15 protein-coding genes and 1 tRNA gene are annotated in these 21256 nt (G+C 67.5%); 11 read left to right on the top strand and 5 right to left on the bottom strand.

Annotation, left to right across the window (positions count from 1 at the left end):
* The first annotated feature begins 149 nt into the window (after window positions 1-149).
* Window positions 150-1562: an MFS transporter gene (locus tag J8I35_RS31610; protein ID WP_209928895.1), complete on the top strand. Its 1413-nt coding sequence runs from the start codon at window positions 150-152 to the stop codon at window positions 1560-1562.
* A 215-nt stretch (window positions 1563-1777) separates the two neighbouring features.
* Here J8I35_RS31610 and J8I35_RS31605 read toward each other — a convergent pair whose 3' ends face one another.
* Both J8I35_RS31605 and argA read right to left on the bottom strand, forming a co-directional pair.
* Complete coding sequence (locus tag J8I35_RS31605) at window positions 1778-2053, bottom strand: oxidative damage protection protein (RefSeq protein WP_006478357.1); 276 nt, start codon at window positions 2051-2053, stop codon at window positions 1778-1780.
* A 51-nt stretch (window positions 2054-2104) separates the two neighbouring features.
* Window positions 2105-3484, bottom strand: a complete 1380-nt coding sequence (argA, locus tag J8I35_RS31600; protein WP_050013028.1) for an amino-acid N-acetyltransferase — start codon at window positions 3482-3484, stop codon at window positions 2105-2107.
* Between the two features lie 23 nt (window positions 3485-3507).
* Between argA and hrpA the strand changes: the two genes are divergently transcribed.
* The 5 genes from hrpA to J8I35_RS31575 all read left to right on the top strand — a co-directional run bounded on the left by hrpA (window position 3508) and on the right by J8I35_RS31575 (window position 11645).
* Window positions 3508-7713: an ATP-dependent RNA helicase HrpA gene (hrpA, locus tag J8I35_RS31595; protein ID WP_209928891.1), complete on the top strand. Its 4206-nt coding sequence runs from the start codon at window positions 3508-3510 to the stop codon at window positions 7711-7713.
* 179 nt (window positions 7714-7892) lie between these two features.
* The gene (locus J8I35_RS31590) at window positions 7893-8882 is read left to right on the top strand and encodes a beta-propeller fold lactonase family protein (RefSeq protein WP_089488603.1); all 990 of its coding nucleotides are present in this window, start codon (window positions 7893-7895) and stop codon (window positions 8880-8882) included.
* A gap of 16 nt (window positions 8883-8898) precedes the next feature.
* Window positions 8899-9873, top strand: a complete 975-nt coding sequence (locus tag J8I35_RS31585; RefSeq protein WP_124557652.1) for a sterol desaturase family protein — start codon at window positions 8899-8901, stop codon at window positions 9871-9873.
* Between the two features lie 132 nt (window positions 9874-10005).
* Window positions 10006-10833, top strand: a complete 828-nt coding sequence (locus tag J8I35_RS31580) for an EI24 domain-containing protein (protein WP_050013024.1) — start codon at window positions 10006-10008, stop codon at window positions 10831-10833.
* Entirely contained in the window at window positions 10830-11645 is an 816-nt protein-coding gene (locus tag J8I35_RS31575; protein WP_074802464.1) for a molybdopterin-binding protein, read from the top strand. Before J8I35_RS31580 ends, J8I35_RS31575 begins: the two co-directional genes overlap by 4 nt.
* Before the next feature lie 122 nt (window positions 11646-11767).
* Here the strand turns inward: J8I35_RS31575 and J8I35_RS31570 are convergent, their stop codons facing one another.
* On the bottom strand, window positions 11768-12232 hold the full coding sequence (locus J8I35_RS31570) for a rhodanese-like domain-containing protein (RefSeq protein ID WP_050013022.1): 465 nt from the start codon (window positions 12230-12232) through the stop codon (window positions 11768-11770).
* A 403-nt stretch (window positions 12233-12635) separates the two neighbouring features.
* Between J8I35_RS31570 and glnA the strand changes: the two genes are divergently transcribed.
* From glnA to J8I35_RS31550, 4 genes are all read left to right on the top strand, one after another.
* On the top strand, window positions 12636-14051 hold the full coding sequence (glnA, locus tag J8I35_RS31565) for a type I glutamate--ammonia ligase (protein WP_017331833.1): 1416 nt from the start codon (window positions 12636-12638) through the stop codon (window positions 14049-14051).
* A 160-nt stretch (window positions 14052-14211) separates the two neighbouring features.
* A complete protein-coding gene (gene glnL, locus J8I35_RS31560; RefSeq protein WP_179233407.1) occupies window positions 14212-15354 on the top strand; it encodes a nitrogen regulation protein NR(II) in 1143 nt (380 codons plus the stop codon).
* A gap of 37 nt (window positions 15355-15391) precedes the next feature.
* Window positions 15392-16906, top strand: a complete 1515-nt coding sequence (ntrC, locus tag J8I35_RS31555; RefSeq protein WP_050013021.1) for a nitrogen regulation protein NR(I) — start codon at window positions 15392-15394, stop codon at window positions 16904-16906.
* A 92-nt stretch (window positions 16907-16998) separates the two neighbouring features.
* The gene (locus J8I35_RS31550; RefSeq protein ID WP_209928889.1) at window positions 16999-19107 is read left to right on the top strand and encodes a prolyl oligopeptidase family serine peptidase; all 2109 of its coding nucleotides are present in this window, start codon (window positions 16999-17001) and stop codon (window positions 19105-19107) included.
* A 52-nt stretch (window positions 19108-19159) separates the two neighbouring features.
* On the opposite strand, the gene xth is transcribed toward J8I35_RS31550, so the two are convergent.
* Window positions 19160-19936, bottom strand: coding sequence for an exodeoxyribonuclease III (gene xth, locus J8I35_RS31545; RefSeq protein ID WP_209928887.1), 777 nt, complete (start codon window positions 19934-19936; stop codon window positions 19160-19162).
* Between the two features lie 183 nt (window positions 19937-20119).
* Here xth and J8I35_RS31540 point away from each other — a divergent pair.
* Window positions 20120-20196 (top strand) — tRNA-Met (locus J8I35_RS31540).
* Window positions 20197-20295: 99 nt separating this feature from the next.
* Here the strand turns inward: J8I35_RS31540 and J8I35_RS31535 are convergent.
* Window positions 20296-21099, bottom strand: coding sequence for a DUF3472 domain-containing protein (locus J8I35_RS31535; protein ID WP_050013018.1), 804 nt, complete (start codon window positions 21097-21099; stop codon window positions 20296-20298).
* Between the last annotated feature and the right edge of the window lie 157 nt (window positions 21100-21256).

Raw genomic sequence — 21256 nt, 5'->3', positions numbered from 1 at the left:
ATGAGAGTCATCCCGAACCGACCGATCGCAACATCGACGGCAACCCCGGGGCAACGCAACGTAGCGCAATCCCGCCAGCCGGCGGCGCAACGCCGGCCGCCCGGCAACGCGCGCGACAGTCGCGCAGCCGAACAAACATGGAGACATCGATGAGCCGTCCGCAATCCCCGCCCGCCGCACAGCCGCGGCCCGGCCGCGCCGCCCTCGCGGCGTTCGTCGGCACCACGATCGAGTGGTACGACTTCTACATCTACGGCACGGCCGCCGCGCTCGTGTTCGGCAAGGTGTTCTTTTCGAGCACGATGGACCCCGGCGTCGCGACGCTGCTCGCGTTCGTCACGTTCTGGGCCGGCTTTGCCGCGCGGCCGCTCGGCGGGATCGTGTTCGGCCATCTCGGCGATCGCGTCGGCCGCAAGACCGCGCTCGTGATCACGCTGGTGATGATGGGGCTCGCGACGACCGGCATCGGCCTGCTGCCCGGCTATGCGTCGATCGGCGTATGGGCGCCCGCGGGCCTCGTCGTGCTGCGCGTGCTGCAGGGCATCGCGGTCGGCGGCGAGTGGGGCGGCGCGGTGCTGATCGCGAGCGAGAATGCGCCGAAGCATCGCAGCATCCTGTATGCGGCGTTCGCGCAGCAGGGCTCGCCCACCGGCAACCTGCTGGCCACGGCCGTGTTCTTCGCGCTGAGCGCGCTGCCGACGCCGTCGTTCCTGATGTGGGGCTGGCGCATTCCGTTCCTGCTGTCGGCGGTGCTCGTGATCATCGGGATGGTGATCCGGCTGCGGCTCGAGGAGTCGATCGACATGCAGCGCGTGCTCGCGCGCAAGCGCACGGTGAAGCTGCCGCTGCGCGACGTCGTGCGCGACCACTGGGTCGTCGTGCTGCTCGCGGCCGGCACGCTGCCGGTGATCAACGTCACGTATTTCCGCAGCACGTTCGCGCTGTCGTGGGCGACCAGGGAGCTCGGTTACGCGCAGGGCACGTTCCTCGGCATCCTGTCGATCTCGCTCGTCGTGCAATTCCTCATGCAGCCGGTCGGCGCGTGGTTCGTGTCGAAAGTCGACATGCGGCGCGCGATGTGCTGGATCCTGATTCCCGAGATCGTGCTGATGCCGGTGATGTTCCATGCGCTCGCGACGCGTTCGTACTGGGTCGCCGTCGCGGGCATGTGCATTTCGACGATTCCGTCGGCGATGTTCTACGGCGCGGTCGGCGGCGTGCTCGCGCGCGTGTTCCCGGCCAACATCCGCTATACGGGCCTGTCGCTTGCGTATCAGTTGAGCGCGCTGGTCGTCGGCGGCGGCACGCCGGTGCTCGCACAGGCGATCCTCAACGCGACCGGCAGCATCGTCGGCGTCGCGGTCGCGTCGGGGCTCTATGCGCTCGTGTCGCTCGCGTGCATGCTGGCGCTGCTCGATCGCACCGGGTATCGCGCCGACGAACTGTCGAGCGCCGAGCGCAGCGATGCGGCCGAGTGGGGCACCGAGAGTACGGGGGCGGGAAGCCTCGCAGGCGAAGCCGCGCAACCCGACGATCGCGGCACGTTGAAGCCGGCAGGTTGAGCGGGGCAGGCCGGTGCGATGCGGCGAGGTGGCGATTCGGCGATTCCGCGGCATCGGGCGCCCGGCGGGCCGCGCGTCGCGTTGCCTTCGCTGGCGCCGGACCACGCATTCCCAAAAGCAAACGGCACCGTGCGATACACGGTGCCGTTTGCCTGGACATCGGCTTCACGTCGCGACGCCGCCGGTACGGCGCGGCCGTCGCGAGTCGCGTCGCTTTAGCCTTCCGTCGGCGGCACGTAGCCGGACGCCTGGTCCGCGCCGTCGCCGAAGAAGTACTTCTCCGTCTGCTTCATCAGGTACTGGCGTGCGCGCGGGTCGGCCATGTTCAGGCGGTTTTCGTTGATCAGCATCGTCTGCTGCTTGAGCCAGCCTTGCCACGCTTCCTTCGAGACGCTCTCGTAAATGCGCTTGCCGAGTTCGCCCGGCAGCGGCGGGAAATCGAGGCCTTCGGCTTCCTTGCCGAGCTTCGCGCATTGGATCATTCGAGCCATCGTGTACTTCTCCTGTAATCGGTCTGGGGGGAAGGGCAGTCGTGCCTGCGCTCAGAGCTGCTTCATCAGCACGAGCGACTTGCGCTGCCAGTTATAGAGTTTGCGGCGGTCTTCCGGCAGGTCGTCGACGCTGACCTTGACGAAACCGCGCTTGAGGAACCAGTGCTCGGTGCGCGTCGTGAGCACGAAGATGTGCGTGAGGCCGCGCGCGCGGGCGCGCTGCTCGATGCGCTTGAGCAGACGTTCGCCGTCGCCCGAGCCTTGCGCTTCCGGCGCGACCGTCAGGCACGCCATCTCGCCGATCTTCTCCTGCTGGTACGGGTACAGCGCCGCGCAGCCGAACAGCACGCCATCGTGCTCGATCACCGAGAAGTGGTCGATGTCGCGTTCGATCTGGTGGCGGCCGCGCCGCACCAGCGTGCCGTCCGACTCGAGCGGCTCGATCAGCGACAGGATGCCGCCGACGTCGTCCGGCGTCGCCTCGCGCAGGCTCTCGAGGTTCTCGTACGAGATCATCGTGCCGACGCCGTCGTGCAGGAACAGTTCGAGCAGCATGCTGCCGTCGAGCGATTGCGGGATCAGGTGCGCGCGGGTCACGCCGCCGCGGCATGCACGGATCGAATGCTTGAGGAAGAATGCGTCGTCGCCCTGGATGTTGCCGGAATCGAGCAGCTCGGCCGCCGCGTCGAGCGACATTTCACGCACCAGCTCGCCTTCGTCGCCGACGATGCCGGGCCCTTCGGTCAGGAAGATGATCTTGTCGGCGCGCAGCGCGATCGCGGCCGCCGACGCGACGTCTTCCATCGACAGGTTGAACGCCTCGCCGGTCGGCGAGAAACCGAGCGGCGACAGCAGCACGAGCTTGCGGCTCGCGAGCGAATGACGGATCGATTCGGCGTCGATCTTGCGCACGATGCCCGTGTGCGCGAAATCGACCCCGTCGAGAATCCCCACCGGCCGCGCGGTCACGAAGTTGCCCGACACGACGCTGATGTGCGCGTGCGCCATCGGCGAGTTCGGCAGACCCTGGCTGATCGCGGCCTCGATGTCGAGGCGCACTTCGCCGGCCGCTTCCTTCGCCGATTCGAGCGCGCGCGCATCGGTGATGCGCAGCCCGTGCGAAAACTCGGATTCGACACCGTGCAGGCTCAGCTGCTCCTCGACCTGCGGGCGGGAGCCGTGCACCAGCACGATCTGGATGCCCATCGCCTGCAGCAGCGCGATGTCGGACACGAGCGCATTCAGCAGCCCCTGCTGCACCACCTCGCCGCCGAACCCCACGACGAACGTGCTGTTGCGGAACTTGTGGATATAGGGCGCGACGGAGCGCATCCAGTCGACGAACTGCGCGTGGCTGGCGGCCGAATCGTCGGCGGCCGGCGGCGTCGCGGCGCCGGTCTGGGCGGGAGGGAGGTCGGTTTGGGAATTCATGGGCGGGATTATAATGCGCCCCCATGTCGAATGTTTCTAAAAGTCCCGCGCCGACGCGGGCCAATACGCCGTCGGCGAAGCACCCGGATGGTGCGGCCGATGCGCGCGAGCAGCAGGGCCAGCCGCCGCGCCAGCAGCAGGACAAGCCGGCGGGCAAGCCGGCACCCGCGCCGCGCGGGCCGCGCCATGACGAACGGCGCGGCGACGCGCGCCAGCCGGCCGCGAAGGGCGCGCCGCAGGCAACCGGCGAGCGCGCCCCGCGCCGCGAGCGTGCGCCGCGCGCGGCAGTCCCGCCGAATCCCGTCCCGCCGATCACCTACCCCGAAAGCCTGCCCGTGTCGGGCAAGCGCGACGAAATCGCGCGCGCGATCGCCGGTCATCAGGTCGTCATCGTCTGCGGCGAAACCGGCTCGGGCAAGACCACGCAGTTGCCGAAGATCTGTCTCGATCTCGGCCGCGGCCTCGGCGCCGGCGGCACCGGCCTGATCGGCCATACGCAGCCGCGGCGCCTGGCCGCGTCGTCGACCGGCCGCCGCATCGCCGAGGAACTCGGCACGCCGTTCGGCGAGGTGGTCGGCTACAAGGTGCGCTTCACCGACAATCTCGCGCCGGGCGCGTCCGTGAAGCTGATGACGGACGGCATCCTGCTCGCCGAGACGCAGACCGATCCGCTGCTGAAAGCGTACGACACGCTGATCATCGACGAGGCGCACGAGCGCAGCCTGAACATCGACTTCCTGCTCGGCTACCTGAAGGAGATCCTGCCCCGGCGGCCGGACCTGAAGCTGATCGTCACGTCCGCGACGATCGACGCCGATCGCTTCGCGCGCCATTTCGGCACCGACGAACGTCCGGCGCCCGTGATCGAGGTGAGCGGGCGGCTGTACCCGGTCGAGATGCGCTACCGGCCGGTGGCCGAGGATCGCCCGGCCGTGAAGAACGCCGAAGGCACGGGCGGCCGCGATCGCGTGAAGAGCGCGCGCGAAGCCGAACGCGACCTGATGGACGCGATCGTCGACGCGGTCGACGAGCTGTGCCGCGAAGGCCCCGGCGACGTGCTGGTGTTCCTGCCCGGCGAGCGCGAGATTCGCGAGGCGGCCGAGGCGCTGCGCAAGCACCATCCGCCGCACACCGAGATCCTGCCGCTGTTCGCGCGGCTGTCGGCGGCCGACCAGGACAAGGTGTTCAAGGCGTCGAACGCGCGCCGGATCGTGCTCGCGACCAACGTGGCAGAAACCTCGCTGACGGTGCCGGGCATCCGCTACGTGGTCGATACCGGCCTTGCACGCGTGAAGCGCTATTCGTACCGGAACAAGGTCGAGCAGTTGCAGGTCGAGTCGATCTCGCAGGCCGCCGCGAACCAGCGCGCGGGCCGCTGCGGCCGCGTGGCCGACGGCGTGTGCATCCGCTTGTACGAGGAAAGCGACTATCAGGCGCGTGCGCGCTTCACCGATCCGGAAATCCTGCGCTCGTCGCTCGCGTCGGTGATCCTGCGGATGAAGTCGCTGCACCTGACCGCGATCGAATCGTTCCCGTTCCTCGAACCGCCGCCCGGCCGCGCGATCGCGGACGGTTATCAGTTGCTCAACGAGCTCGGCGCGGTCGACGACGACAACGCGCTGACGCCGCTCGGCCGCGAGCTGGCGCGGCTGCCGCTCGACCCGCGCGTCGGCCGGATGATTCTCGCCGCGCGCGACCAGCAGTCGTTGCGCGAGGTGCTGATCATCGCGAGCGCGCTGTCCGTGCAGGACCCGCGCGATCGCCCGATCGAAGCGCAGGAGCAGGCCGACCAGGCGCATCGCCGGTTCGCGGACGAGCGCTCCGAATTCCTGCAGTGGCTGAAGATCTGGGCGTGGTTCGAAGAGGCCGTCGCGCACAAGAAGTCGAATCGCCAGCTGATCGACGCGTGCCGGCAGAACTTCCTGTCGCACCTGCGGCTGCGCGAGTGGCGCGACGTCCATTCGCAGCTGCTGACGGTGGTGCGCGAGCACGGCTGGCGGCTCAACGAAGCCGAAGCCACGTACGAGCAGATTCATCTGGCCCTGTTGACGGGCCTGCTCGGCAACCTCGGGATGAAGGCCGACGACGATCCGCATTACCTCGGCGCGCGCGGCATCAAGTTCTACCTGTGGCCGGGCTCCGCGCTCGCGAAGAAGGCCGGCCGCTGGGTGATGGCGGCCGAGCTCGTCGAGACGAGCCGGCTGTACGCGCGCTGCCTCGCGAAGATAGAGCCGGAGTGGGTCGAGAAGATCGGCGCGCACCTGCTGAAGAAATCGCTGTCGGAGCCGCACTGGGAGAAGCGTCCGGCGCAGGTCAGCGCGTTCGAGCGTGCGACGCTGTACGGGCTGCCGATCTACCACCGGCGGCGCGTCGCGTTCGGCAAGCAGGACCCGGCGCGCGCACGCGAGCTGTTCATCCGCGGCGCGCTGGTCGAAGGCGAATTCGACACGAAGCTGCCGTTCTTCGCGCACAACCGCAAGCTGCTCGCCGACATCGAGCAGCTCGAGCACAAGTCGCGCCGCCAGGACGTGCTGGTCGACGACGAGCTGATCTACGCGTACTACGACCACGCGATCCCGGAAGGCATCCATACGGGCGTCGCGTTCGAGCGCTGGTATCGCGACGAGGTGAAGAAGGGCGGTCTGCCCGACGACAAGCAGCGGCTGCTGTACCTGTCGCGCGACGACCTGATGCGTCACGAGGCGGCCGGCGTGACGACCGACCTGTTCCCGAAGCGCGCGACGATGGCCGGCGTCGAGATGGCGCTTACGTACCACTTCGAGCCCGGCACGCCGCGCGACGGCGTGACGCTCGCGGTGCCGCTCTACGCGCTGAACCAGGTCGACGCGCGCCGCTGCGAGTGGCTGGTGCCCGGGATGCTGAAGGAGAAGGTGCAGTTGCTGCTGAAGTCGCTGCCGCAGAAGCTGCGCCGGCACTGCGTGCCGCTGCCCGAGTACGCGGCCGGTTTCGTCGAGCGGATGGGGCGCGAGCGCTTCGGCGCGGGCGGCCTCGTCGAGGCGCTGATCGCCGACGTGCGCGGCGAGACGCAGGTCGCGATGAAAACGGCCGACTTCAAGCTCGAGACGTTGCCCGCGCACCTGTTCATGAATTTCAAGGTGATCGACGAGCACGGCCGCCAGCTCGCGATGGGGCGCAATCTCGCGCAGCTTCGCCAGGAGCTGGGCGCGCAGGCGCAACAGCAGTTCCAGAAGATTGCGGCGGCGTCGACGATCGCGACCGGCGGCGACGCGGGCGCGGGCGACGCAGGCGACACGGCCGCGCCTGCCGCCCCGCCGGGTTCGGCGGCGCGAGGCGGCAAGCCGGGCAAGGGCGCGGCGCCGCAGACGGCCGCCCCGGCCGAAACCGGCGCGACCGCGCTGTACGAGAACCTGACGACGTGGAATTTCGGCAAGCTGCCCGAGCTGCTGGAAATTCGCCGGCGCGGCCAGACGCTGTACGGCTATCCGGCGCTCGTCGACCGCGGCACGCATTGCGACGTCGAGGTGTTCGATTCGCCGGAGGAGGCCGCGCGCATCCACCGAGCCGGCTTGCGGCGGCTGTTCGCGCTGCAGCTGAAGGAGCCGATCAAGTTCCTGGAAAAGAACCTGCCGGGCCTGCGCGAGATGGCGATGCAGTACATGTCGCTCGGCACGCAGGACGAGCTGCGCGACCAGCTGATCGACACGGCGCTCGACCGCGCATGCCTGCAGGACCCGCTGCCCGACGACGACGCGAGCTTCCACGCGCGCCGCGACGAGGGCCGCAGCCGCCTGAACCTGCTCGCGCAGGAAATCGCGCGGCTCGTCGGACAGATCCTGGCCGAATACGCGGGGCTCGTGAAGAAGCTCGCGCAGGCGAAGCCGTTCGCGCAGGCCCATGCGGACCTGCAGCAGCAACTGGCCGCGCTGGTCGGCAAGCGCTTCGTGATCGACACGCCTTACGCGCAGCTTGCGCATTTCCCGCGCTACCTGAAGGGCATCGCGCTGCGGATCGACAAGCTGAAGGCCGATCCGGCGCGCGACGCGAAGCAGTCGGCCGACCTGCTGCCCCTGGCCCAGCAGTACCAGCGCGCGGTGTCTCAGCGTGGCGGCGTCGCCGATGCGCGGCTCGCGGAATTCCGCTGGCTGCTCGAGGAACTGCGGATTTCGCTGTTCGCGCAGGAACTGCGCACGCCGATGCCGGTCTCTGTCAAGCGTCTGCACAAGGTCTGGGAGTCGATGCAGCGCTAGCGCGACGTCGGTTGGCCGGGCCTGCACCGCGACGCCGGCCGCGGCGGCTCGTCCCGCCGCCGCGGCGTGCGGCGAGGTGACGCACAGGCGGCGCAAAAGCGGCGCAATACCGGCATGGGTCAACCGGAGGGGCCCGCCGAACGTTCTACAATGACCGCTGTTCCACGACGTGAGTCTTCATGCGCACTTTCCTTTCCTTCGGCCGCACGCTTGCGCTGGCCGCCGCCGTGCTGGCGCCCGCCGCACACGCGAATAACGTGATCGTCCTCAATTCGGCCGAAGCGACGCTTTCCCTGATCGACCAGCAGTCCCGCGAGGTCGTATCCACGATGCCGACCGGGAAGGAGCCGCACCATCTGATGGCGACGCCCGACAATTCGTCGCTGATCGTCGCAAATTCGGTCTCGAACAGCCTGATGTTCGTCGATCCGAAGACGGGCAAGCTGCAGCGCACGGTCGAAGGCATCGAGGATCCTTACCAGCTTGGCTTTTCGCCCGACAAGAAGTGGTTCGTGTCGACCGGGCTGCGCCTCGACCGGCTCGACATCTACAGCTACGACGGCCGCGACCTGCATCTCGTGAAGCGCTTGCCGCTCGCGGTGATGCCGAGCCACCTCGCGTTCACGAAGGACAGCAAGACCGTGCTCGTGTCGCTGCAGGTGTCCGGCGAGATCGCGGCGGTCGACCTCGCGACGCAGACGGTCAAGTGGAAGATGCCGGTCGGCAAGGTGCCGGCGGGCCTGTGGATGACGCCGGACGACAAATACCTGCTGGTCGGCATGACGGGCGCCGATTACGTCGCGGTCGTCGACTGGCGCAATCAGAAGATCGTGAAGACGATCCAGACGGGCAAGGGCGCGCACAACTTCCGCTCGCTCGCCGACGGCACGCACGTCGCGATCACGAACCGCGTCGCGAACACGATCAGCATCATCGACGAGATCACGCTCACCAAGGTCGGCGACATCACCGGCCTGCTGCCGGGCCCCGATGACATGGAGCTGTCCGCCGACAAGAAGACGCTGTGGGTGACGTTCCGTTTCGCGAAGAAGGTCGGGATCATCGATCTGGCCTCGCGCAAGCTGGTGCAGACGATCGCCGTCGGCCGCTCGCCGCACGGCATCTACTTCTACGACCGCGCGCCGTGGAAGGCGGCGAACGGCGCGTGACGGGCGGAGGCGAACGATGCTGCACCTGATCGATGCGTTCGTGTCGGACATCCAGACCTGGCTGTACGTCGACGTCGTGCAGCCGCTCCTCTTCAAGTTCAACCTGATGGACTACGACGAGGACACCTACGATGCGCTGTACTGGGTGATCGTCGGCGCGCTGCAGATGGTGCTGATGTTCGCGCTGCTGCGCCCGCTCGAGGCGCTGTTGCCGGTCGAGCGCTGGAAGAACCGCCGCGCGGTGCGGGTCGACGTGATCTACACCGCGATCTCGAAGCTCGGCATCTACACGCTGTTCTTCTTCTTCGCGCTGCAGCCGGTGTTCGACAACCTCCAGGCGTGGCTGCGCCTGCACGGCGTCGCGAACGTGAACCTCGACTATCTGTGGCCGGGCGTGACCTCGCAGCCGATCGTCGCGTTCGCGATCTACCTCGTCGTGCTCGATTTCGCCGGCTACTGGTATCACCGCTGGCAGCACAAGTTCGGCATCTGGTGGGAGCTGCACGCGGTTCATCACAGCCAGCGGCAGATGTCGCTGTGGTGCGACGACCGCAATCACCTGCTCGACGACGTGCTCCAGTCGTGCTTCTTCGCGGCGATCGCGCTCGTGATCGGCGTGACGCCGTCGCAGTTCGTCGTGCTGACCGCGGTCACGAACTTCCTGCAGAGCATCCAGCATACGAATGCGCGGCTGTCGTACGGCCGCATCGGCGAGCGCCTGCTCGTCAGCCCGATCTTCCACCGCCGCCACCATGCGGTCGGCTACGGCCACGAAGGCACCAAGTACGGCTGCAACTTCGGCGTGCTGTTCCCGTGGTGGGACATGATGTTCGGCACCGCGTCGTGGAACCGCACGGTCGAGCCGACCGGCATCCGCGAGCAGGTGGAGGGCGTGTCCTACGGCGACGGCTTCTGGTCGCAGCACGGCCTCGCGTTCGTGCGGATCTTCCGGCGCCTGTTCCCCGCGAAGCGCGGCGCGGCGTCGGCCTGATTCCCATCCCGATCGGGCCTTTCTCCCGGTGAACGACTTTCCCACGCGGCCCGCCTGCGCTTTGGCGCACGCGGGCCGCGTGGTTTATGCTTTCCCCGTTTTTCTCCGTCAATCCAGATTTCATAGGCTCGCATGAACGACCTGCTGCGTTCCTTCGTCCGGGCGCTCGCCAGCGCGCTGCATCCGCGCATGCTGTGGCTCACCCTGATGCCGTTCGTCGTGTCGGCGCTGCTGTGGGGCGTCGTGCTGTGGTTCTCGTGGCAGACGCTGCTGGATCTCGCGCGCGGCGCGCTCGACGGTTTCGTGCTGACGGCCGCGCTGTATCGCGCGTTCGATGCGATCGGCATGTCGCAGCTGCATGCGGTCGTCGCGCCGTTCGTGGTCGTGTCGCTCGCGATCCCGCTGATCGTGCTGACCGTGCTGCTGCTGATCGCGACGATCTCGATGCCGGTCGTGATCAAGCACCTGTCGAACCGGCAGTTCGCGGCGCTCGAGCCGAAGCGGGGCGGCACCTTCCTCGGCAGCGTGGTCAATTCGCTCGGCGCGGCGATCGTCGGCGTCGTGCTGCTCGTCGTCACGATCCCGCTGTGGCTGATTCCGCCGTTCTTCGCGCTGCTGCCGCCGGTGATCTGGGGCTGGCTCACGTACCGCGTGATGACCTACGACGCGCTCGCGCTGCACGCGAGCCGCGACGAGCGCCGCGCGCTCGTGCGCCGGCATCGCTGGCCGCTGATCGGCATCGGCGTCGCGACCGGGCTGCTCGGCACCGTGCCGACCTTCGTGTGGGTCTCGTCGGTCTGGATGATGGTGCTGTTCCCGTTCGTCGCGGCCGCCATGATCTGGGTTTACGCTTTCATCCTCGTCTTCTCGGCGCTGTGGTTCGGGCACTACTGCCTGCGCGCGCTGGAAGACCTGCGCGCGAGTGCGCGCGCCACCGCAATCGACATGGGGCAGGCATGAGCATCGGCATCATCATTATCGGCGACGAAATCCTTTCGGGCCGCCGGCAGGACAAGCATCTGGCGAAGGTCATCGAGCTGCTCGGCGCGCGCGGCCTCGCGCTCGACTGGGCCGAATACGTCGGCGACGATCCCGCGCGCATCACCGCGACGCTCGCGCGTGCGATCGCGTCGGGCGACATCGTGTTCTCGACGGGCGGGATCGGCGCGACGCCGGACGACCATACGCGCCAGTGCGCGGCCGCCGCGCTCGGCGTGCCGCTCGAATTGCACCCGGAAGCGAAGGCGTTGATTTCGGAACGGATCCGCGAAACGCACACCGATCCTGCCACGCCGGTCGACTTCGAGTCGCCGGAGAACCAGCATCGCTTCAACATGGGCGTGTTCCCGGCCGGCGCGACGATCATCCCGAACGGCTATAACCGGATTCCGGGCTTCTCGGTCGGCGATCTTCACTTCGTGCCGGGCTTCCCGGTGATGGCATGGCCGATGATCGAGTGGGTGCTCGATACGAAGTACGCGCATCTGCATCACGCGACGCCGCATGCCGAGCGCTCGCTGTACGTGTTCGAGCTGCCGGAATCGACGCTGACGCCGCTGATGGAGAAGATCGAGCGCGATTTCCCGGGCGTGCGCGTGTTCAGCCTGCCGAGCGTCGGCGACGCGGAGCGCGGCGGCATCTATGCGCGCCGTCACATCGATCTCGGCGTGAAGGGCGAGCCGGAAGCGGTCGCGGCCGCGTTCGTGAAGCTGCGCGAAGGCGTGCACCTGCTCGGCGGCGACGTCGTCGAGCCCGACACGCCGCGCGCCTGAGCGGCGGCCTGCAACAACGCGGCCGCACCAAAAGCAACGGGCCGCACAACGCGGCCCGTCATCGGCATGTCATCGCCCGGCTCGACGATGAGGCTGTCGCAACCGGCGGGCGCGGCGCGCCGTCAGGCGCCGATCCACGGCAGTTTGCGGAAGCACCAGCCGTCGACCGTCTTGCGGTGGCCTTCGGCGTCCTTCGCGCCTTCGAAGCCTTCGAGCAGGTCGAACGCCTTCGTGAAGCCGGCCTGCGCGGACGCGACCGCCGCGAGCTTCGAGCGCGCGGCGCTGCGGCACAGGAACAGGATCGGCGTATCGGCCGGGAGGGCCGCCTTCAGTTCGTTGACGAATTCGGCGTTCGGCACGCCGCCCGGGTAGCGCGTCCATTCGACGTGCAGGTACTGGCCGTCGCCGACGAGCGGGCGGCCGATCCAGTCGAGCTCGGCGCGCGTGCGCACGTCGACGAGGCGCGCGGATGGATCGAGCTGCAGCAGTTCGAATGCCTCGACCGGCAGCAGCGCGCCGGCATAGTTGAGCGCGCCTTGTGCGCGGCGTTCGTCGGCCTTCGCGTAAAGCTGGTCCAGCGTACTCATGGCAGGGGTCTCCGTATCGGTCAAACGGCCATTCTAGCGCGACGTCGCCGCACGAACGTCCGGATGCGGCACGGCGCGCGCCGGACACGCGCTCACCAAAACGGTGCAGAATGGACGGCGTGCACCAGAATGATCGCGTTGTGCGGATGTGTCCGATCGATTGCACCATATCGGTGCGACGTCGCCATCGCCGGTGCGGCGCCCGGCCCCGGAATCGCGCAGCGAAGCCCCGCTGCGGCGCGGGCCGGCGTGATTCGCGTCGGTTTTGCGATGGTTGGCACGGAAGCTGCTATATAGAATTCGGTCGAATCGGGGCGCGCTGCGCCAAAGCAAGACCCCGGTCAGCTCGATAAACGAGGCGGTTTCCCAGTCCGCCGGAATTGTTCAATCAGGAGAAGAGGTTATGAGTAAAACCGTCGCCGACGTCATGCAGCTCGTGAAGGACGAGGACGTCAAGTTTGTCGATTTCCGCTTCACGGATACGCGCGGCAAGGAACAGCACGTGTCGGTGCCGGTTTCGGCGTTTGACGAAGACAAGTTCGAAAGCGGCCATGCATTCGACGGTTCGTCGATCGCGGGCTGGAAGGGCATCGAGGCGTCGGACATGCTGCTCATGCCGGATCCGAGCGCTGCCTTCGTCGACCCGTTCTATGAAGAGTCGACCCTCGTGCTGACCTGCGACGTGGTCGAGCCGGCCGACGGCAAGGGCTACGAGCGCGATCCGCGTTCGCTCGCGAAGCGCGGCGAAGCGTACCTGAAGAGCACGGGTATCGGCGATACGGCGTACTTCGGTCCGGAACCGGAATTCTTCATTTTCGACTCGGTCCAGTGGAACACGGACATGTCGGGCTGCTTCGTGAAGATCAACTCGGAAGAAGCGCCGTGGTCGGCAGGCAAGGAATTCGAAGGCGGCAACACGGGCCACCGTCCGGGCACGAAGGGCGGCTACTTCCCGGTCGCGCCGGTCGACACGTTCCAGGACATGCGTTCGGAAATGTGCCTGCTGCTCGAACAGCTCGGCATCCCGGTCGAAGTGCACCACCACGAAGTGGCGGGCCAGGGCCAGAACGAAATCGGCACGAAGTTCTCGACGCTGGTTCAGCGCGCCGACTGGACGCAATGGTCGAAGTACATCATCCATAACGTCGCGCACTCGTACGGCAAGACGGCGACGTTCATGCCGAAGCCGGTCGTCGGCGACAACGGTTCGGGCATGCACGTTCACCAGTCGATCTGGAAGGACGGCCAGAACCTGTTCGCGGGCAACGGCTACGCCGGCCTGTCGGAACTGGCGCTGTTCTACATCGGCGGCATCATCAAGCACGCCCGTGCACTGAACGCGATCACGAACCCGACGACGAACTCGTACAAGCGTCTGGTCCCGCACTTCGAGGCACCGGTCAAGCTCGCTTACTCGGCACGCAACCGTTCGGCATCGATCCGCATTCCGCACGTGTCGAACCCGAAGGGCCGCCGTATCGAAACGCGCTTCCCGGATCCGATGGCGAACCCGTACCTGTGCTTCACGGCGCTGATGATGGCCGGCCTCGACGGGATCCAGAACAAGATCCATCCCGGCGAAGCCGCGGACAAGAACCTGTACGACCTGCCGCCGGAAGAGGATGCAAAGATCCCGACCGTCTGCGCGGGCCTCGACCAGGCACTCGAAGCGCTCGACAAGGATCGCGAGTTCCTGACCCGTGGGGGCGTGTTCACGGACGGCATGATCGACGCGTACCTCGCGCTGAAGGAGCAGGAGCTGGCGAAGTTCCGCATGACGACGCACCCGATCGAGTTCGAGATGTACTACTCGCTCTAATCGGCGATGGCGCTTCGATTCAGCGCCGTCATGCCGGTTCGTTCCCGTCGCGCGGCTCGCGGCGGGAACGGCGGAGTCTGAAAGGGGACGGCGTCCGGCCGTCCCTTTTTTGTTCCGCCGATTTTCATTTTCTGCCCGGTGAGGCGCGACAAGCACGCAGATGGTTCTGAAGAATCTGATCAAGGCGAAAACGGGGCAGCCCGAACGACTGACGGACGACGAGCGGCTCGCGCGCTCGGGTCTGCTGGCGGGGCTCGAAGCGCTGCCGACGGTCGTGATCGTGCTCGACCGCAAGACGCTGCGGGTCGCGTTCGCGAACCCGTCCGCGGAGGCAATGCTCGACATCTCGCGGCGGCAGCTCGCGCAGCGGCCGTGGGGCGAGATTTTCCCGAACGCGAACGAGCTCGCGTCGACGATCACCGCGATCGGCCAGGAACGCTTTCACGCGACGCACCTCGATACCGTGCTCGATCGGCCCGGCCGCGAACCGCTGCACGTGCATGCGATCGTCGGCTTCCTCGAGAACGCGCCCGATTTCGTGCTCGTCGAGCTGTTCGAGAACGAACGGCAGTCGCGCACCGATCGGGAAGAGCGCATCCACGACCTGACCGCGGTCAACAAGCAACTGATCCGCAATCTCGCGCACGAGATCAAGAACCCGCTCGGCGGCATTCGCGGCGCAGCCCAACTGCTCGAATTCGAACTGGGCGAGCGCGAGCGCGGCGAATTGCGCGAATACACGCAGGTGATCATCAAGGAGTCCGACCGCCTGCAGACGCTCGTCGACCGGTTGCTGGAGCCGCACCGGCATCCGCACATCGTCGGCGACGTGAACATCCATGAAGTATGCGAACGCGTACGCGCGGTGATGCTCGCGGAATTCCCGCGCGGGCTCACGATCGAGCGCGATTACGACGTGAGCGTGCCGGACCTGCGCGGCGACAAGGAGCAGTTGATCCAGGCGCTGCTGAACATCGTGCGCAACGCCGCGCAGGCGCTGCGCGAACGGATCGCGCAGGGCGACGCGAAGATCGAGCTGCGCACGCGCATCGCGCGCAAGATCACGATCGCGAAGCGCCTGTACAAGCTGGCACTGGACTTGCACGTGGTCGATAACGGGCCCGGCATTCCGGAGGAGATCCGCGACCGGATCTTCTACCCGCTCGTGTCCGGACGCGACGACGGCAGCGGCCTCGGCCTCACGCTCGCGCAGACGTTTGTCCAGCAGCACGACGGGATGATCGAGGTCGAAAGCCGGCCCGGACGTACCGAATTTCAGATTCTGCTGCCGCTCGACCATTGAGCGGCGGCATTGCGATTCACCCATACCTGACCGACCTATGAAGCCGATCTGGATAGTAGACGACGACCAATCGATCCGCTGGGTGCTTGAAAAGGCACTCGCCCGGGACAGCTTCGCGACGAAGAGCTTCGCGAACGTGCGCGACGCGCTGGCCGCGCTCGACCACGAGACGCCGCAGGTGCTCGTGTCCGACATCCGGATGCCGGGCGGCTCGGGCCTCGAATTGCTGCAGGCGATGCACGAGCGGCTGCCGGGCCTGCCCGTCATCATCATGACGGCGTTCTCCGATCTCGACAGCGCCGTCGCCGCGTTCCAGGGCGGCGCGTTCGAATATCTCGCGAAGCCATTCGACGTCGACAAGGCGGTCGAGCTGATCCGTCGCGCGGTGGAAGAAAGCCTGCGCGGCGGTGCGCCGCAGGACGAGCGCGTGGCCGAGGCGCCCGAGATGCTCGGCCAGGCGCCCGCAATGCAGGACATGTTCCGCGCGATCGGCCGGCTGTCGCATTCGGCCGCGACCGTGCTGATCACCGGCGAGTCGGGCACCGGCAAGGAGCTCGTCGCGCGGGCGCTGCACCGTCACAGCCCGCGCGCGAACGGGCCGTTCATCGCGCTGAACACGGCGGCGATTCCGAAGGATCTGCTCGAATCCGAACTGTTCGGCCATGAGCGCGGCGCGTTCACCGGCGCGCAGACGACGCGGCAGGGCCGCTTCGAGCAGGCCGAGAACGGCACGCTGTTCCTCGATGAAATCGGCGACATGCCGTTCGACCTGCAGACGCGCCTGTTGCGCGTGTTGTCGGACGGGCAGTTCTATCGCGTAGGCGGTCACAACCCGCTGCGCGCGAACGTACGCGTGATCGCGGCGACGCACCAGAATCTCGAGTCGCGCGTGCGGCAGGGGCTGTTCCGCGAGGATCTTTACCACCGGCTCAACGTGATCCGGCTGCGTCTGCCGCCGCTGCGCGAACGCAGCGAGGACATCGCGCTGCTCACGCGCCACTTCCTGCAGAAGAGCGCGCGCGATCTCGGCGTCGAGCCGAAGCGCGTGTCCGACGACGCGCTCGCGTACCTGACGTCGCTGCCGTTTCCCGGCAACGTGCGGCAGCTCGAGAATCTCGCGAACTGGCTGACCGTGATGGCGCCCGCGCAGACGGTCGAGATCAAGGACCTGCCGCCCGACCTCGTGCCGGCCGGTGCGCCGGTCGTCGCGACGGGCGACGGCGCGGACGTGCACGGTAGCAGCAGCCACGCGACGGCGGCGCCTGCCGCGATCGGTGCAGCGCCGACGGCCGCGCCGGTCGCGAGCGCGGCGAACGGCAGCGCGCCGACCGGCTACCCGCTGTGGGAGCACGGGCTGCGCACTGAAGTCGCGCGGCTGTTGCGCGAGAACTCGGCCGACGTGATGGACGAACTCGCACGCCGCTTCGAGGCGGCCGTGATCCGCGAGGCGCTCGACTTCACGCGCGGCCGCAAGGTCGAAGCCGCGGAGCGGCTCGGCATCGGCCGCAACACGATCACGCGCAAGATCCAGGAACTCCATCTGGAGCCCTGACCGAGCACGATTCGCGGCATGCGCGGGCCCGCGCATGCCGCGATCGGACATAATCGCGGTTTGCACGCCGTTTGCCATCCCGCCGATCCTCCATGTCCGACTCCTTCCGCTGGCCCACCGGGGCCGACCCGTTCCGTTTCCTCGAAGCACTCGACAGCAAGCGCGCCCGCACGTGGGTCGACGAGCAGAATGCGCGCACGCGCGCCGCGCTGCGCGACGACGATGAATATCGTGCGTTGACCGCGCGTCTCGCGAAAGCGTATCTGCCGCGCGAACGCCCGGTGATTCCGACCCGCTGGCGCGACTGGGCGTACGACCTGTGGCAGGACGATCTCCATCCAAAGGGACTGTGGCGCCGCACGCGCTGGGCCGACTGGCGGGCCGGCCAGCCGGCGTGGGAAACGCTGCTCGACGTCGACGCGCTCGGCGCCGAAGAGGGCGAATCGTGGGTGTTCGAGCAGGACGCGATCCTGTATCCGGACGGCGATCGCGTGCTGCTGTCGCTGTCGCCGGGCGGCGCCGACGCGGTCGTCGTGCGCGAATTCGATCTCGTCGAGCGGCGGTTCGTCGACGGCGGGTTCACGATCGACGCGCCGGGCCATCACACGGTCGGCTGGATCGACCGCGACACCGTGTACGTGAGCTGGGATCGCGGCGAAGCGCATGCGACCGCGGCCGGTTATCCGTATGAAGCGCGGCGCTGGGTACGCGGCACCGCGCTCGCCGATGCGCCCGTCGTGTTCAGCGGCGAGCCGGACGACATCAGCGCCGGCGCATGGTACGACCCGATCGACCGCCGCCACGTCGCGTGGCGCAGCGTCGACTTCTTCGACGCGCACGCGTACCGGCTGACCGACGCAGGCGAATGGGCGCGCTACGACGTGCCGACGCATGTCGAGGTCGGGTTCTGGGAAGGCTGGCTCGTGCTGGAGCCGCGCCTCGACTGGGACTGCAACGGCGTGCGCCACGCGGGCGGCTCGCTGCTCGCGATCCGCGAGCAGGCGTTCCTCGCCGGTGCGCGCGAATTCACGACGTTGTTCGCGCCGCGCCGGACGACGTCCGCCTGTACGTGGACGCACACGCGCACGATGCTGATCGCGAGCTGGCTCGACGACGTGCACAACCGCACGATGCTGTGGCAGCCGAAGCAAGCAGAAGACGGGTCATGGACGTGGGACGCGCGGCCGTTCGACTGGCCGGGCGACGCGCAGATCGACGTCGAGCCCGTCGAGTCGACGCTGAACGACGAGGTGTACGTCGACGTCGACACCTATCTCGATCCGCCCGAATGCTGGCTGGCCGATCTTGCCGATCGCGCGGACGATGCGCCGTCGCGCCGCGTGTTGCTCGACCGGCCGCCGGTGCAGTTCGATGCGGTCGGGCTCGTCGTCCGCCGCGCGAGCGCGCGTTCGCGCGACGGCACGGTGGTGCCGTACACGTTGATCGGTCCGCGCGATGCCCTCGATGCACCGGAAGGCAGGGCGCGTGTCGCGCGGCCGTGCCTGCTGTCAGGCTACGGCGGCTTCGCGATTCCGAACCTGCCGGGCTACAGCGATGCGTTCGGCATCGGCTGGCTCGAACGCGGCGGCGTGGTGGCGTTCGCGCACATCCGGGGCGGCGGCGAATTCGGGCCGCGCTGGCACGTCGACGCGCAGCGCGAACACCGGCAGCGTTCGTTCGACGATTTCATCGCGGTCGCCGAGGATCTCGTCGCGACCGGCGTGACGCACGCCGCGCAGCTCGGGATCGAGGGCGGCAGCAACGGCGGGCTGCTGGTCGCCGCGTGCATGATGCAACGTCCGGAGCTGTTCGGCGCAGTGCTGTGCCGCGTGCCGCTGCTCGACATGCAGCGCTATCCGAAGCTGCACGCGGGCGCCGCATGGCTCGACGAATACGGCGACCCGGACGATCCGCGCGAAGGCGCGGCGCTGGCCGCGTATTCGCCATATCACCGCGTGCGCGAAGGCGTCGCATATCCGCCGTTGTTGCTGACGACGTCGACGCGCGACGACCGCGTGCATCCCGCGCATGCGCGCAAGATGGCCGCACGCATGCAGGCGCTCGGTCACGAACGGGTGTGGTACTGGGAGAACACCGACGGCGGCCACGGCAGCGCCGACGATCTCGAACGCGCGGAAGCCGACGCAGCCGAATTCGGCTTTCTGTGGGCCCATCTCGGGCCGGCGCCCGCGCGGCGCTGATCGCGCGCGGGCGGCCTGGGGCCTGTTATCGGCGTGAACAGGCCCTGAACGATCAGCCGACGACCGCGACGACCGGCGTGTGGTCGGACGGCTGTTCCCACGTGCGCGGCACGCGATCGATCTCGCACGACGCGCAGGTCGCCGCGAGCGCCGGCGACAGCAGGATGTGATCGATGCGCAGCCCCGCGTTGCGGCGGAACGCCATCATCCGGTAGTCCCACCACGTGAAGGTTTTCTCGGGCTGTTCGAAGCGACGGAACGCATCGACGAAGCCGAGTTCGATCAACTGCGTGAAATGCGCGCGCTCCTGCGGCGACACGAGATTCTGGCCTTCCCATTTCGCGGGATCGTGCACGTCGCGGTCTTCCGGCGCGATGTTGTAGTCGCCGAGCAGCGCGAGCTTCGGGTAGCGCTGCAGCTCGGTGCGCAGCCACGCCTGCAGCGCGTCGAGCCACTGCATCTTGTAGACGAACTTGTCGGAGTCGAGCGCCTGGCCGTTCGGAAAATACGCGGACACGATGCGCACGCCGTCGACCGTCGCGGCGATCACGCGCTGCTGCGAATCCTCGAAGCCGGGGATGTTGCGCACGACGTCCGATTCGTCGACGGCGAGCGTGTCGCGCACGAGGATCGCGACGCCGTTGTAGGTCTTCTGGCCGGTGAACCAACTGCGGTAGCCGGCCGCCTCGAGATCGGCGCGCGGGAATTTCTCGTCCGGCAGCTTCAGTTCCTGCAGGCACAGTACGTCGGCGCCGCTTTGCGCGAGCCAGTCGAGCACGTGCTGTTTGCGGACGTTGAGCGAATTGACGTTCCAGGTGGCGATTTTCATGAACGGGAGGGTGCGTGCGGCGTGAATGCGAAGGCCGCCATCTTACCGCGAGCATGGGGTGCGAACGCGTGCGTCATGCGGGCTCGCGCATGTGTCACGCATCGCCGCTTGGGCAACGGAAGCAGAAATTGTGACAAAAGTATTGACGTGAGTACTTCCTCACCCTATAATTTATTTCTCTGACGCGGGGTGGAGCAGTCTGGCAGCTCGTCGGGCTCATAACCCGAAGGTCACAGGTTCAAATCCTGTCCCCGCAACCAAGCACACCAGACGATGTGCCGCGCAATTGACCGATGCGCACTTCGTCTACGAAAAACCCGGCTCCGTGCCGGGTTTTTTGTTTTTCGCGTCCGTCTTCGTTATTTCGGTGCGCCCGGGCTCCCGGGCAAGAAGCCGTTCTCGAGCAGATAGGTGGTCGTGTTGACCAGCGTGGCCCGCGCGTTCGGCGTGCCCGACAGCGCCGCGCACTTGTCCTGGCCCGTATTCAGCCGGATCGACCGTTCGGTCGTCGGGTAGTCGACGTCCTTCAGATAGAAATGCGGCAGCGACGTCATGTAGCGCGCATACGGCACGCATGGCCGCTGCATCGGGTCCCTCGACGCGGCGTTGAACGGAAAGTACTCGTCGAACAGATAAGCCGAACTCGACAGGCCGCCCCAGTCGGCCGGCACGGCAATGCTGCCAGTCGGCGTCGTCGCGCCGGTGGCGACGTCAGTGATGAAGCCGTCGACGGTCGAGCGCCCGTCGCTGCGATTACCCTGCGTCACGGTGACCTGCAACCGGTAGGCGTGGCCCGTTTTCCACGGGTAGGCGATCGAGCACGAGGTGCCGGAGCCGCCGTCGGCGCCGCCGCGGCAATTCGCCGACAGCGGCGTCGTGCCGGTGCCGAACGCGCTGAAGATCACCACGTTGCTGCTTTGCGTGCGTGGCTGGATACCGGTGTAGATCGCGTGGCCGCCATGTTGCGACGACAACTGGTTGGCCCAGTAGTAGCTCGCGTTGACCTGGGTCGGCACGACCTCGGGCGTGATCTCCCACGTCATGCGATCGAAGCCGTCCCGGGGCGTCGAGGCCGCCGATGCGGTGATGTTGGGGTCGGCGTGCGCGGTGAGCGTGAACGATACGGCGAGCAACGCGCCGAATGCGGTGTTCAGTTTTTTCAATTTCCTGTTTCCTGTTGGTGGAAAAGAGACTGCGACGAGCAGGGTCGATTGAGCGCCGCTGCTCGCGTACCAATTTGCGGTCACTTTATTACCAATGAATAACCAGTCGTGTCGGCGCGCCCGCGCGAGCCGCGTTGGGTGATTCGCGGGCCGTGCG

Source organism: Burkholderia sp. CpTa8-5 (genome assembly GCF_017815045.1).
Lineage (GTDB): Bacteria > Pseudomonadota > Gammaproteobacteria > Burkholderiales > Burkholderiaceae > Burkholderia > Burkholderia sola.
Note: the sequence above shows the minus strand (reverse complement) of the source record. Positions and strands in the feature narration are given on the sequence as shown.